The sequence below is a fragment of the Brachybacterium sp. AOP42-C2-15 genome (genome assembly GCF_052377065.1).
Classification (GTDB): domain Bacteria; phylum Actinomycetota; class Actinomycetes; order Actinomycetales; family Dermabacteraceae; genus Brachybacterium.
On the sequence record NZ_JBQSWK010000001.1, the window covers coordinates 1 to 13,997 of the forward strand.

Consider the following 13,997-nt stretch of genomic DNA (forward strand, 5'->3'; position numbering starts at 1 on the left):
CCTCTGGCGTGGCGACCCGGTGCTCCCTGCGGCTCAGACGGTGCCGGTGGTGCCCGTGGTATCGGCGGCGGGTGCGGCCCCGGCCGCCTCCGCGCTGCGGTCGCGGGCCTCACCGCTGGCCAAGGATTCGAGCATGTCGTCGAACTCCTCCATCGCCTTCGCCGGCGGCTGAGGGGTGATCATGCTGACCAGGACGGCGAGCACGAGGCAGACCAGGAAGCCGGGGATGATCTCGTACAGGTGCTGTTCGCCGAACAGACCCCACGCGACATCGGGGGAGAACTGTCCCCAGACGAAGGCCACCGCGGCACCGGCGACCATGCCCGCTGCGGCACCGGCCGCGGTGAGGCGACGCCAGAACAGCGACAGGAGCACGATCGGCCCGAAGGCGGCGCCGAAGCCGGCCCAGGCGAAGGCCACCAGGCCGAGCACGGAGCTGCCCGGGTCCAGGGCCAGCAGCACCGCGATGATCGAGACCACCAGCACACCGATGCGGCCGCCCCACAGGGCGCCCTTGGCACTGAGCCTGATACCGATGCCGCCCATGAGGTCCTCGATGAGCGCCGAGCTGGAGACGATCAGCTGTGAGGAGATGGTGGACATGATCGCTGCGAGCACCGCAGCCAGCAGCACGCCGGCGATCAGCGGATGGAACAGCAGCTGCGAGAGGTCCAGGAACACCGACTCGCCGTTCTTGGTGTCTGTGAGGATCGCGTCCGCGTTCTGCTGGAAGTACGCCAGGCCGGCGAGTGCGGTGAACACGGCGCCGATCACGCAGATGATCATCCAGCTCATGCCCACGACCAGGCCGTACTTGGCATCCCGCGAGGAGCGCAGCGCCATGAAGCGCACGATGATGTGCGGCTGGCCGAAGTAGCCCAGGCCCCAGGCCAGCGCCGAGATGATGCCGATGGCGGTGCCGCCGGAGGTCATGGAGCCGAAGTCGGCATTGACCTCGCGCACGGAGGCGAACATCTGCGCCGGTCCGCCAACCACGAACATCGCGGTGACCGGCACCAGGATCAGGGAGACCAGCATGATCATGCCCTGGACCACATCCGTATAGCTGGCGCCGAGGAACCCGCCGAACAGGGTGTAGAGGATGGTGACGCCGCCGACCAGCAGCATGCCGGTGAGATAGGGCCCGCCGAACATCGACTGGAAGAACACGCCGCCGGCGACCATGCCCGAGGAGACGTAGAAGGTGAAGAACACCAGGATGATCAGGCCCGCAGCGATCCGCAGAACGTTGGTGCGGTCGTGAAGGCGGTTGCCGAAGAAGCTCGGCACGGTGATCGAATTGCCGGCGATCTGCGTGTACTGCCGCAGCCGAGGGGCCACGAAGAACCAGTTCAGGCCGGCGCCGACGGTGAGGCCGACGGCGATCCACGCCTCGACCAGACCATTCATGTAGAGCGCACCCGGCAGGCCCATCAGCAGCCAACCGGACATATCGGAGGCGCCGGCGGACAGGGCGGCGACGAACGGATGCAGCTGGCGTCCGCCGAGCATGTAGTCCTCACCGCCCTTGGTCTTGCGGAAGGCGTACATGCCGATGCCGATCATCGCGAGGAAGTAGACGGCCAGTGCGACGAGTTTGAAGGCGAGATCCATGGGAGGACTCCGATCTCAGATGCGGGGAAGTGGGGAGGTGGGGAGTGGGGAATGGGACAGGACGACTGCTCGGCGCGCCTGCTCAGCACCTCACGGCGCGGCAACGGAACGCCGCACGGCGTCTGGGTCGGTGGTGATCTCTCCGACCGTACTCGCCGCGAACTGCCGAGGTGGGGGAATCGCAGTCATGCATCGACGACGGATCGTCGACGACCCTGCTGGTCACAGCACTGTGAAACGGGCCCTGCCCTCCGGCGTGGCGGAGCGTGATCCACCTCACCCGCCAGGGTCTCACACGAGCAGATTGCTACCGAAGGGTCACCCTCGCGCGTCGACCGTGTACGACAGCCCTGCGCACGCGGCTCCCATCGGGAAGCACGTGCACAGGGCTGTGCAACTCCGCTGTGCTCAGCGGGTCAGCTGTACAGAGCCTCGGTGTCGTCGTCGACCCAGTCCAGGGTGCGCTCGACGGCCTTCTTCCACAGGCGCATGTAGCGGTCGCGGGTCTCGTCGTCCATCGCGGGCTCCCAGCGCTTGTCCTCGGCCCAGTTGTCGATGACGTCCTGCTCGCCGTCCCAGAAGCCCACGGCGATCCCGGCCGCGTAGGCGGCGCCGAGCGCGGTGGTCTCGATGACCTTCGGACGCACCACGGGCACGCCGAGGATGTCGGCCTGGAACTGCATGAGGGTCTCGTTCATGACCATGCCGCCGTCGACCTTGAGCTCCGAGAGCTCCACGCCCTCGCTCTCGGCGTCGGCGACCATCGCATCCAGCACCTCGCGGGACTGGAAGGCCGTGGCCTCCAGGGTGGCCCGGGCGATGTGGTTCTTGTTGTGGAAGCGGGTCATGCCGACCATCGCACCGCGCGCGTCGGAGCGCCAGTGCGGGGCGAACAGGCCCGAGAAGGCCGGGACGATGAACAGGCCACCGTTGTCGTCGACCTTCTTCGCGAGATCCTCGATCTCGGGGGCGTCCTTGATCAGGCCCAGGTTGTCGCGCACCCACTGCACGAGCGAGCCCGTGACCGCGATCGATCCCTCGAGGGCGTAGATCGGCTTGTTGTCGCCGATCTTGTAGGCGACGGTGGTGAGCAGCCCGTTCTCGGAGCGCACCAGGTCCTCACCGGTGTTGATCAGCATGAAGTTGCCGGTGCCGTAGGTGTTCTTGGCCTGGCCCACCTCGAAGCAGGCCTGGCCGAAGGTCGCGGCCTGCTGGTCCCCGAGGATGCCCGCGATCGGGGTGTCGATGAGCAGGTCGTTCTTGCGGCCCTTGCCGTACACCTCGGAGGAGGAGCGGATCTCCGGGAGCATGGACAGCGGGATGCCCATGTCCTTCGCGATGTCCTCGTTCCAGTCGAGGGTGTCGATGTTCATCAGCATCGTGCGCGAGGCGTTGGTGACGTCGGTGACGTGCACGCCGCCCTTGCTTCCGCCGGTGAGGTTCCACAGCAGCCACGAGTCGGTGTTGCCGAACAGCAGCTCCCCGGCCTCGGCCTTCTCCCGGGCACCGTCGACGTTGTCGAGGATCCACTTCACCTTGGGACCGGAGAAGTAGGTCGCCAGCGGCAGGCCCACGCGCTCCTTGTACTTGTCGGCGCCCTCGTCGCCGGCGAGCTCGTTGCAGATCTTCTGCGTGCGGGTGTCCTGCCAGACGATCGCGTTGTAGACCGGCTCGCCGGTCGCCTTGTCCCACACCACGGCGGTCTCGCGCTGGTTGGTGATGCCCACGGCCGCGATCTGGTGGCGGTTGATCTCGGCGTTCACGAGCGCCTTGCCGACCACATCGCGGGTGTTCTTCCAGATCTCCTTGGGGTCGTGCTCGACCCAGCCGGACTTCGGGAAGATCTGCTCGTGCTCCTTCTGGCCGCTGGAGACGATCTGACCGGCATGGTCGAAGATGATCGCGCGGGTCGAGGTGGTGCCCTGGTCGATCGACATGATGTACATCGTCTGGTCGTTCATCGGAACTCCTTCGTCGTGGATGAGAGGTCGTGAGGTCGCAGCGCCACGCTCGGGCGCGAGACTGCTGGTTCGAACAGAGGTGCTGCTCAGAAGTAGAGGATCGAGGCGAGGCCCGCGAGGGTACCGCCGATCATGGGGCCGACGATCGGCACCCACGAGTATCCCCAGTCGTTGCCGCCCTTGTGCTTGATCGGGAGGATCGCGTGCGCCACGCGCGGCCCGAGGTCTCGGGCGGGGTTGATGGCATAGCCCGTCGGCCCGCCGAGGGAGGCGCCGATGGCGAGCACCAGCAGGGCGACCGCGAGGGGGCCGAGCTCATGCGGGGTGTTGCCGAACATGATGATCACGAACACCAGCACGAAGGTCGCGATGATCTCCGTGACCACATTCCAGCCGCGGGAGCGGATCTCCGCACCCGTGGAGAAGGTACCCAGGATGGTGCCGGCGTCCGTCTCCTGGTCGTAGTGGTTCTTGTACGCGAGCCAGGCCAGCACGGCGCCGAGGAAGGCACCGATCAGCTCTGCCACGAAGTAGGTGATCGTGGTGCCGAAGGTCATCGGGATGCCTGGCGCGTACTCGGTGGCCTCGCTCGTGAGCAGGCCGATGGTGACCGCGGGGTTCAGGTGGGCGCCGGTCTTGAAGGCGGTCCAGACGCCGGCGAAGACCGCCAGTCCCCAGCCGAAGTTGATCATCAGCCAGCCGCCGCCGTTGCCCTTGGTCTTGCCGAGGATGGCGTTGGCGACGACGCCACCGCCCAGCAGCGTCAGCATCGCGGTGCCCGCGATCTCGGACAGCAGGATGGTTCCGAGTGTTTCCATGTGTGGTTCTCCTCAGCGATCCGCGTCGGTGCGGATCGGATTCCGGCTGAGATCGGGCTCCGCGACGTCCATGCCGCGGCATCAGTGGGCACGGCATGTCGGACGGGTGACGCCGGCCCGGCCGCTCGTCATGGAGCGGGGGCGCGTCGGGCGGAACTCGGATCGGCCGGTCGCAGAGCTCGGGGAGAGCTCTGCGGGGGCGCACGCGGTGCGCGCCCCACGCAGTGCCCGGATCTCGTCTCCGGGCACAGGGTCGGTCATCGTCGGGTGGGCACCTCCGGGGCGTCGGCGAGGCGGGCTGCTGCCTGCTCATCGCTGGTGGTGCGTTCGCCGTCCAGACGGGCGGCGATGAGATTGCGGTAGGTCTCGACCTCGCGGCGGCGGGCGGCATCGTCCCAGCCCAGCTCGGGCCCGACGAGCGCAGCGACCTCTGCGGCCGCGTCGACGCCGCGGTCGCGGGTCTCGTAGTCCAGGCGGGTGCGGCGCTGGAGGATATCCGCCAGGTGGCGCGCGCCCTCGGCACGGACCGCGTACAGCGCCTCAGCCCGCAGGTAGCGCGGGGCGTGCTCGAGAGGCGCCCCGAGAACGGGATCCTCATCGATCAGCGCGAGCACATCGGTCAGCAGGGCGCCGTAGCGGAACAGCAGCCGGTCCACCCGGATCTCGTCGAAGCCGTAGCGTCGGCCGATCTCCCGCTTGTCGCGCATGAGCGCCTCATAGCCCTGGGCGCCGATCACGGGGATCGAGCGGGTCAGGCTCGGGCGGCCCGGCTGGGAGTCCTTGATCGCGAAGTCGACGACGTCCTCGGCCATCACCCGGTAGGTGGTGTACTTCCCGCCCGCGATCGCGGACAGCCCCGGCTCGACCTCCATGACGGTGTGCTCACGGGAGACCTTCGTGGACGAGGAGGAGCCGCCTGCGCCCTTCTTCACCGGCTGCAGCAGCGGGCGCAGGCCGGAGTAGACGCCGATGACGTCCTCGCGGCCGAGGTCCTCCGCGAGCACGGCGTTGGCGTGCTCGAGCACGTACTCGATGTCGTCGCTGGTCGCGCCCACGTCGCGCGGGTCCTGGGTCCACGGGGTGTCGGTGGTGCCGATGACCCAGTACTCGTCCCACGGGATGATGAACAGGACCGACTTCTCGGTCTGGGTGATGATGCCGGTGTCCGGCACAGCGGAGATCCGATCGCGGTCCACGACGATATGGACGCCCTTGGAGGCGAGCACCTCGAGACCGGCATCGGCCCCGGCGAGCTCCTGCTGGTCCTGGGTCCAGACGCCGCCGGCGAGGACGGTCGCGCGGGCGTGGACGTCGAACTCCTCGCCGGTCTCCTCGTCGCGCATCCGGGCACCGATGACGCGGGTGCCCTCGTGCAGGTAGTCCACGACGGTGGTGTAGTTGGCGACCACGGCGTCATGCTGCGCGGCAGAGCGCACCAGCATCATCACGAAGCGGGCGTCGTCCATCTGCGCGTCGTAGTACTCGAGCGCGCCGACGGCCTTCTCGCCGTCCAGGCCCGGGAAGACCTCGAGCATCTTGTCGTGCAGGAGGTGGCGGTGGAAGGGGACGGCACGCTTGTGGCCGATGGACTGCATCGCGTCGTAGAGCATCACGCCGGAGCCGATGAAGGCACGGTCCACGACCTTCTTGAAGAAGGGGAAGACGAACTTGATGGGCTTCACCAGGTGCGGAGCCGTGTGCTGGATCAGCAGGTCACGCTCACGCAGCGCTTCGGCGACGAGCTTGAAGTCGAGCATCTGCAGGTAGCGCAGGCCGCCGTGCATCAGCTTGGAGGAGCGCGAGGAGGTGCCGCTGGCCCAGTCGTGAGATTCCACGAGGCCGACGGAGAGACCGCGGGTGGCAGCATCGAAAGCGGCCCCGGCCCCGTTGACCCCGCCGCCGACGACGAGCACGTCGAGCGGGTCCTGTGCGGTCGCGGCACGCAGACGCGCGAGGTGCTCCTCCCGGCTGGCCGGGGTGAGGGCGGACCGCTGCTGATCGGACACGTGGGTGCTCCTTTGCCGTGACGTCTTCGGGTGCCGCATCCTGCGGGCACCCGTCACCGACATCGTGGAACCTCCGTGCAGGCTGATGCAAGCCGGATGCACGAACGTGCAACACTGGGTGCATGATCCCCGAGGGCCGCCTGGAAACCGCGTTCGCGGCTGCACGGATGTACTACGGCGAGGGCCAGACGATGGAGGCGATCGCGGGCTCGCTGTCCGTCTCCCGCTCCACCGTCTCCCGCATGCTCGCCGACGCCCGTACGGCCGGGCTGGTGCAGATCTCGCTGCGCCCGCCGGAGGCGCACCGGGTGGAGGAGCTCGGTCGGCGCATCGCTCGGCAGTACGGGGTCCAGGCGCATGTGGTGCCGATGGGCACAGGCGCGGACGAGCGCGAGCGCCTGCACACGGTCGTCGAGACCGGCGCGACCCTGCTCGACGAGATGCTGGAACCCGGGACCACCCTGGGCATCGCCTGGGGCACCACCATGGCGGCTCTGCTCAGCAAGGTCCGGACGAGGCCGGTGCCGGGGATGCGGATCGTGCAGCTCAACGGCGCGATCAACGTGGAGGGCTCGGGACTGACCTACATCGCCACCGTGCTCGCCCGCGCGGCCACCCGCTGGGATGCGACCGTGCACCAGTTCCCGGTGCCCGCCTTCTTCGACTACCCCGCGACCCGCGAGGCGATGTGGCGAGAGCGCTCCGTGCAGCGGGTCCTGGACGTGCAGCAGCAGGCGACGGTCGCGGTGTTCAGTGTCGGGGCGTTCGACGCCGAGGTGCCCAGCCACGTCTACACGCACAACTACCTCACCGAGGAGGACCTCCACTCGCTGCGGGCCGACGGCGCGGTGGGCGATGTGTGCACTGTCTTCCTGCGCGCCGACGGCGGCTACCGCGACATCGCGATGAACGCCCGTGGCTCCGGCACCTCACCGGATCAGCTCGCCCGGATCCCGCGCCGCCTGCTCGTGGCCTCCGGCTCCCGCAAGGCGCTCCCCCTGCGTGCGGCGCTGCGGGCCGGCGTCGCGACCGACGTGGTCCTCGACGAGGTCACCGCCGCGCACCTGCTGGCCCTCCGCTGAGACGCTCCGCCATCGCCCACACCCCGCGCCGCGCGAGCTGCGTCATGCGTCCCGTGCCCTGAGTCGCCCCGCGCCCTGAGCCGCTCGCTCTGCGCCCCGCGCCGCCCGCACCGTGCGCCGCGCTCTCTGCGTCGATTCCGGTCGATTCCGAGCCAGAACAGGCCCCGATCTGGCTCGGAATCGACCGATCCGGCTGGGGGTCGACCACTCCGGCGCGGAAACGACCGCTCCGGCCCGGGATCTGGCCCGGGCCAGCCGCGGGTTGCCGCGGGGTCGGCCCCTGGTCACCCCGGTCGTGGACTTACGCGCATCGAGGGACGTTTCGCGGCCAGCATCGACAGCGTGCGGTGGATGCGCTCCTCGCTCGGCACCTGCAGTCCTCTCTCCCCGAGGCTCCGACGCAGACGCAGCAGAATCCGACGTGGACGCCAGAGGTCCGTGCCGTTGGCGCGTGCCAGCATCCACCCGCGGGCCGCTAGTTCGTCGCGCCGAGTCTCGTCCGCGCGCCACTGCTCCTTCGTGGTCCGATGACCGTCGCCGTCGTACTCCAGGCCCACGCCGACCTCATCCCACGCCAGATCGATGTAGCGGGTCCGTCCCGTGAGCGGGTCCGGCACCGGGAGATTCGGGAACGGTGCCGGGAACCCTGCCGACTCGAGCATCAGCCTCATCACCGTCTCGCCCGGTGAGCGCACCCGTGTACACGCCAGCGCGAGGGCTCGGCGTGCACGTGCGGTCCCCGCCCCGCCACCAGGCGCCTCGAAGGCCGCACCCAGAGTCCTCATCGTCTGCCCGGGTGACACGGGATCTGGTCCGACCACAGATTCGATCGCCGCGACCACGTCCCACAGCGGAAGCATCGTCGCGAGCTCCCGAATGGTCTCCGCCTGCGACGACACCACGAGCGTGCCGAGCAGTGCGGTGCCGCCAGGTCGCTGCCGATGCACGATGGCGCCCCTCCCTATCCGTCCGCTCTGCTCCGGTGGGACGCGACAGTGCAGTACGGGAAGCTTCGCGTCGACGCCCAGCGCACGGCCCGGCTGCACCGAGGGGATGACCGCGACTCCGTCACGCACCTGCAGGTCGGGGCCTCGGAGGAGGCCGACCCCCTTCTCGAGCGCCCCAGGGATCGGGATGCCCCACAGCAGCGCCGCGGTCGTGTGGCTGAGGACGCTGCCCGGACGGACCCTGTTCTGCAGCACCCACGACATGATGTTGAGCGTCGCAGGGCCGCTGGTGAGGGTCAGATAGCCGGGGAACACCGTGGTGAAGAGGTCCGAGGCGAGATCCCGCGAATGCATGCCGAGTTCCAGCCATGCCGAACGGTGATCCAGCGCCCCCGCGTACCGCCTGAAATCCCTCGCCATTCACCCGACGCTAGAGCCATCCCGACCGTCGTCGGGATGCTCTGGCCGGCTGTGGAAAACCTGCCACTGGGGAGGAACCGTCGCCCGGCCGTCACCGGGCGAGCACGCTCGCCCCACGAGCGGGATCGGTCGATTCCGAGCCAGAATCGCCCCGGAAACGGCTCAGAATTGCACGATTCCGTACACGCCGCGCTGGGTGAGCTGGCAGGGCAGGGCGGGCGGGGCTGGGGCAGGGCAGGGCGGGCTGGCGCAGGGCAGGGCAGGGCAGGGCGGGCGGGCGGGCGGGGCTGGGGCCGGGCAGGGCGGGCGGGCAGACAGGGCGATCCGGCGGGATCAGCCCTCCGCCCCCGCCAGGTCCACCCGCTCAGGATGCGTGTACACGTTCATCCGTCCGTCGCCGTCCTCGGCCGCGCGGGTGAAGCCCACGAGGGTCTGGCCGAACTCCTCAGAGGTCTCGATGGCCAGGGAGCTCGCGGCGGAGACGCAGGCCAGCAGGGGGATCCCGGCCATGCAGGCCTTCTGGGCGATCTCGAAGCTGGCGCGGGAGGAGACCAGCAGGAAGCAGTCCCGCAGCGGCAGCCGGTCTGCGAGCAGCGCCCAGCCGATCACCTTGTCGACCGCGTTGTGCCGGCCCACGTCCTCGCGGACCACCAGGAGGTTCCCCTCGAGGTCCACGAGCGCGGCGGCGTGCACCCCGCCGGTGCGGGCGAAGACGGCCTGCTCGTCGTTCAGGGCGCGGGCGGCGGCGAGGACAACGCGGGGATCCAGCTGCCAGTCCTTCAGCAGCGCGTAGCGGCTCTTCTGCCGCACCGCGTCGATGCTCTCAGAACCGCACACCCCGCAGGCCGAGCTGGTGGTGAAGTTCTTGGTGGCCAGCGGCAGCAGCTGCGGCCGGGTGGTCGTGAAGTCCATGACGTTGTACGTGTTCTGCGCGAAGCCGCTGCCGTCGTCGACCACGGCGCCGTCGCAGTAGCGGGCCTCGGTGATGTCCTCGCGGTGGGCGATGATCCCCTCGCCGTGGAGGAAGCCGTGGATCAGCTCGACGTCATGGCCCGGGGTGCGCATCGTCAGCGAGAGCTGCTGACCGTTCAGGCGGATGTCCAGCGGCTCCTCGACGGCGACGTGGTCGCCCTTGCGGCCGGCGTACAGCCTGCCCTCACGCACCCTGACGGTGCGGATCCGTGCTCTGTCGGTGACCCTGCCCATCCCTTGAGGATAGCCCGCTCACCTGCGGTGCGGCCGTGCCCGGTGGACGCTCCTGGTCGCGGCCGATCTGCCGTCGATCAACCGCCGATCGCTCGCCCGGCGCCGCTCACTCCTCGCTCGGCGCCGCTGACTCCTGGTCGCGCTGTCGCCGCCGGCCCTCTGCGAGATCACGGGCCACGCCGAGCTGCTGCTCCCAGCCGTGGAGGTTCTCCTCGTAGTTGCGACGGCGCACCGCCTCGTCGAGTCCGAGTTTGGCGAAGCCGCGTTCGCGCACGGTGAGCCGCACCAGGTTGCGCTTGGCCGTCCCGGCGGGGTCGATGACGAACTCGACGGTGTTGTTCGGCGCGTCGGAGATCTCGCCGAGGCCGCCGCCGAGCCAGCGGAAGAAGATCCGGTTCGGTGGCTCATGGGCCTCGATCGCGAGCTGGAACCTGCCGTAGACAGGGTCGATGACTTCGGTGAGAGGACCGTGGCGGGTGATGGTGTGCTCTCGGTACTCACCGTCGTTGATGAACCAGCCCGGCTCGCGGATGACCGCGAACACGTTTTCGGCGCTGGCATTGATCAGCACGCTGCGCACGATCTCATCGGGGACCGCACCACCGGCGTGGAGAGCGGATTCGTCAGCCATGACTGTCCTCCTCGGGGTCGGACTGCGGCCTCGTCGCCGCCTGAGAGGAAGCCTGACAGACTTCCGCCATCCCGGCGACCCCCGTACGCTTCGAAAGCAGTCAGCTCGAGGGCAGTCAGCTCGAGGATAGTCAGCGGCGCGCATGCAGCAGCGCGCATGTTGCAGCCCACCCCGCAGTTCCGCCCCGAGGAGCTCCCATGGCCCATCCGCTCATCGTCACCGAGTTCCTCACGCTGGACGGGGTGATGGAAGCGCCCGGCGGCGGCGATCACCCGCAGGCGGGGTGGACGTTCCAGGGCATCGACTTCGTGCCCGAGGCGTACGAGATCAAGGGCAGCGAGCAGGAGGAGGCGGGCGCGCTGCTGCTGGGCCGCGTCACCTTCGAGGAGGTCGCGCCGGTCTGGCCGGGCATGGACGAGCAGTTCCGCCAGTACAACCGGATGCCCAAGCATGTCGTCTCCACGACGCTCTCGGCCGAGCAGGTCACCGGGACGGGCTGGGAGAACTGCCATCTGCTGCGCGATCTGGACGAGGTGCGGGCGCTCAAGGACACCGACGGTGGGCCGCTCCTGGTGCACGGATCGGCCCGACTGGTGCAGTCGCTCGTCGCCGCGGATCTCGTGGACCGCTACCACCTGCTGACCTTCCCGGTCCTGCTGGGCAGCGGCAAGCGGCTGTTCGCGGCCGACGCCCCGACCCAGCGCCTGGAGCTGGTGCGCTCCGCGGACTTCTCCAACGGGGTGCGGATGGCCGTCTACGACGTCCGCCGGGACACCTCCCCGACGGCCGCCTGAGGGCGACGCCGGGGCCTCGAGGCGCTCGCCGCGCCGAGCAGCGCCCGGGGCCCCGGGCCGAGCGGCGCCTGAGGCGCCGAGATCACTGCGTGCTGGTCAGGGCCTCAGGACTTCGTGACCGCCGCGGCGAGCAGGTTCAGAGATTCCTCGAGAGCCGTCTCCGGAATCGCCGGGAAGCCGACCTTCTCGAGCAGCTTCTGATCGGTGACCCTCGACCAGTCGTAGGTCAGGGACACCTCGGTGGAACCGGCGCCCTGGGCCTTCAGCTCGTAGAGCCACTCCCAGCCCAGCGGCTCGGTCGGCGCGCTGCCGTCCTCGGCTTCCGGCGCGGGCTGCCAGCCGATCATCTTGTTCTCGTCGTAGGCGGTGACGAAGTTGTGGGTGCGATAGTCGCCGCCCATGGCCTCGCGGTGCATGTTCATCACGAACTTCTCGCCGGACTTGTGGATGCGCTCGGTGTCATCGGCACTGCGCACGGTGCCGGAGCCATCGAACTCGGGGTGGCGCGCCGGCAGCGTGAGCAGATCGAACAGATCCTTCGCGGGCACATCGACGGTGCGGGTGACGGTCAGGTGGGTCTGGTTGCTGTTCATCTCCCCCACCCTGCCGTCTCCGCTGCGAGATGTCATCCGCGGGCCGACCGTGCGGTTGGCGCGCTGGCATCTGTGCTGGTCACAGCGAGGCGTCGGTCCGTCACAGGGGGTCCGCGACAGCCTCGGCGAGCGGCGTCGGCTCCCGGCCCAGCACCTCCCACACCCCGTCGCCGACCACGTCGAGCGCTCCGGAGGCGATCGCCGTGTAGGTGCTGATCCAGGCGTCAACCTGCCAGTCCGGTGCCCCGTAGGCGGCGCGGGAGGCACGGGCCTCGGCGAGCGTCTCGTCGACGTACTCGTACTCCTCATCGCGAGCACGGGTCATGAGCAGCGTGGCCTCCGCGAGGCTCACCGACACCGGTCCGGTCAGATCCAGGACCCGGCCGGCCCAGTGAGCGGGATCGCGCAGGATCCGGGCGGCCACGTCGGCCACATCGCGCCGAGCCACGAAGGCACAGCGACCGGTGCCGCCCGGCCCCCGGATCACCCGGTCCGGCCCGGCGAAGTCGAGCAGCACGTCGGCGTAGAAGCTGTCCCGCAGAAAGGTCCAGGCCAGTCCCGATCCGCGCAGCATCTCCTCGGTCGCGCCGTGGTCGCGGGCGAGGGTGAACTCAGCATCGGCTCCGGCGCCGAGGAAGGATGTATAGAGCACATGTCCCACCCCTGCCGCGACGGCGGCATCGATGGCCGTGCGGTGCTGGGCGAGGCGATCCTCGGCCTCCCCCACGGAGACCAGCAGCAGCGCGTCGGCCCCGGCGAAGGCGGTGCGGCAGGCGTCTGCATCGGAGAATTCCGCTCGCGCCGTGGCGACGCCCTCGAGCTGCGGGGCGCGGTGCAGGCTGCGCCCCACCATCAGCAGCTCGATCCCGGGCGCCGGGGCCAGCAGCCGGGCCACCTGCCCGCCGACCTTCCCGGTGGCCCCGGTGACCACGATGCGCATCAGACCAGGCCCTTCTCCGTCAGCCAGCCCGAGGCGATGTCGGCGCTGCTGGCCTGGTCCACCACGCTCTGGCGATTGAGCTCGACCAGATCCGCGGCGCTGAGCTGGGCGAGGACCCCGTCGATCGCCGCCGCGGCGGCCTCGTCGATCTTCTCGGACACCACCGGCACCACGTTCTGCGGGAGGATCAGCGACTCAGGGTCCTCGAGCACCACCAGGTCGTTCTCGGCGATGGCGGGGTCGGCGGTGTAGATGTCGGCCAGCTGCACGTCGCCGTCGATCAGCGCCTGCACGGTCAGCGGGCCGCCGGAGTCCTCGACGGGCACGACGGTGAGGTCCACGCCGTAGACGGTCTTGACTCCCTCAGGACCGTAGGGCCGCACCTCGAACTCGCTGTTCGCGGCAACCTTGAGGTCCTCCTCGACACCAGCCAGGTCCCCGATCGTGACCAGGGAGTGCTCGGAGGCGAAGTCGGCGGTGGTGGTGTAGGAGTCCTGATCGGAAGCCTCGGCGAAGGAGAGCACCCGCAGGCCCTCCGGCAGGGCCTCGGCGAGCGCGCCGTGGATCTCCTCCGGGCTCGCGGAGGCGGCCTCAGCGTCGTAATGCTGGAGCAGGTTGCCGAGGTACTCGGGCAGCAGATCCAGCGAACCGGCCTCGAGCTCCGGCATGTACACCTCGCGCTGACCGATCTGGAACTGGCGGTCGACGGTGAACCCCTTAGCCTCGAGGACCTGCGCGAACAGCTCGGCGTTGATCTCGTTGGAGTAGTAGGCCTGGGAGCCGATGGCGAGGGTGCCGCCATTCCCGCCCTCGCCGGACCCGGAGTCGGAAGCTCCGCCCTCGCCGCCGGTGCCGTCCTCCTCTGCGAAGGGGTCGGAGCTGCCGCAGGCCGCGGCGCCGAGCGCGACGCCGCCGATGCCGAACGCCCCGAGCAGGTGACGGCGGGTGCTGTGGATGGTCATGGTGTTCTCCTCATGATGGTGCG

General features: G+C 69.4%; 12 protein-coding genes. 2 read left to right on the forward strand and 10 right to left on the reverse strand.

The annotated features are described in order from the left end of the window. Positions 1-33: 33 nt before the first annotated feature. The 4 genes from putP to ACT3SQ_RS00020 form a co-directional block, all read right to left on the reverse strand. Positions 34-1,614, reverse strand: coding sequence for a sodium/proline symporter PutP (gene putP, locus ACT3SQ_RS00005; RefSeq protein ID WP_442332792.1), 1,581 nt, complete (start codon positions 1,612-1,614; stop codon positions 34-36). A gap of 416 nt (positions 1,615-2,030) precedes the next feature. Beyond that, positions 2,031-3,575, reverse strand: coding sequence for a glycerol kinase GlpK (glpK, locus tag ACT3SQ_RS00010; RefSeq protein WP_444502166.1), 1,545 nt, complete (start codon positions 3,573-3,575; stop codon positions 2,031-2,033). An 86-nt stretch (positions 3,576-3,661) separates the two neighbouring features. After that, positions 3,662-4,393 carry an MIP/aquaporin family protein gene (locus ACT3SQ_RS00015; protein WP_441444532.1) on the reverse strand — a complete coding sequence of 244 codons (732 nt, stop codon included), beginning with the start codon at positions 4,391-4,393 and terminating at the stop codon, positions 3,662-3,664. A gap of 257 nt (positions 4,394-4,650) precedes the next feature. Further along, positions 4,651-6,399 carry a glycerol-3-phosphate dehydrogenase/oxidase gene (locus ACT3SQ_RS00020; RefSeq protein WP_441444533.1) on the reverse strand — a complete coding sequence of 583 codons (1,749 nt, stop codon included), beginning with the start codon at positions 6,397-6,399 and terminating at the stop codon, positions 4,651-4,653. 122 nt (positions 6,400-6,521) lie between these two features. Between ACT3SQ_RS00020 and ACT3SQ_RS00025 the strand changes: the two genes are divergently transcribed. After that, positions 6,522-7,481 carry a sugar-binding transcriptional regulator gene (locus ACT3SQ_RS00025; RefSeq protein ID WP_441444534.1) on the forward strand — a complete coding sequence of 320 codons (960 nt, stop codon included), beginning with the start codon at positions 6,522-6,524 and terminating at the stop codon, positions 7,479-7,481. A 284-nt stretch (positions 7,482-7,765) separates the two neighbouring features. Here the strand turns inward: ACT3SQ_RS00025 and ACT3SQ_RS00030 are convergent, their stop codons facing one another. The 3 genes from ACT3SQ_RS00030 to ACT3SQ_RS00040 form a co-directional block, all read right to left on the reverse strand. Next, a complete protein-coding gene (locus tag ACT3SQ_RS00030; RefSeq protein WP_441444535.1) occupies positions 7,766-8,782 on the reverse strand; it encodes a hypothetical protein in 1,017 nt (338 codons plus the stop codon). A gap of 399 nt (positions 8,783-9,181) precedes the next feature. Further along, on the reverse strand, positions 9,182-10,054 hold the full coding sequence (gene fdhD / locus ACT3SQ_RS00035) for a formate dehydrogenase accessory sulfurtransferase FdhD (protein ID WP_441444536.1): 873 nt from the start codon (positions 10,052-10,054) through the stop codon (positions 9,182-9,184). A 106-nt stretch (positions 10,055-10,160) separates the two neighbouring features. Then, a complete protein-coding gene (locus ACT3SQ_RS00040) occupies positions 10,161-10,685 on the reverse strand; it encodes a polyketide cyclase (protein ID WP_441444537.1) in 525 nt (174 codons plus the stop codon). Positions 10,686-10,882: 197 nt separating this feature from the next. Here ACT3SQ_RS00040 and ACT3SQ_RS00045 point away from each other — a divergent pair, with 197 nt between their 5' ends. Further along, positions 10,883-11,479 carry a dihydrofolate reductase family protein gene (locus ACT3SQ_RS00045; protein ID WP_442332466.1) on the forward strand — a complete coding sequence of 199 codons (597 nt, stop codon included), beginning with the start codon at positions 10,883-10,885 and terminating at the stop codon, positions 11,477-11,479. 104 nt (positions 11,480-11,583) lie between these two features. On the opposite strand, the gene ACT3SQ_RS00050 is transcribed toward ACT3SQ_RS00045, so the two are convergent. The 3 genes from ACT3SQ_RS00050 to ACT3SQ_RS00060 form a co-directional block, all read right to left on the reverse strand. Then, a complete protein-coding gene (locus ACT3SQ_RS00050; RefSeq protein ID WP_442332467.1) occupies positions 11,584-12,072 on the reverse strand; it encodes an SRPBCC family protein in 489 nt (162 codons plus the stop codon). 100 nt (positions 12,073-12,172) lie between these two features. After that, positions 12,173-13,012, reverse strand: a complete 840-nt coding sequence (locus ACT3SQ_RS00055) for an SDR family oxidoreductase (RefSeq protein WP_442332468.1) — start codon at positions 13,010-13,012, stop codon at positions 12,173-12,175. Next, positions 13,012-13,974, reverse strand: a complete 963-nt coding sequence (locus ACT3SQ_RS00060) for an ABC transporter substrate-binding protein (RefSeq protein ID WP_444502165.1) — start codon at positions 13,972-13,974, stop codon at positions 13,012-13,014. Before ACT3SQ_RS00060 ends, ACT3SQ_RS00055 begins: the two co-directional genes overlap by 1 nt. Positions 13,975-13,997: the final 23 nt, after the last annotated feature.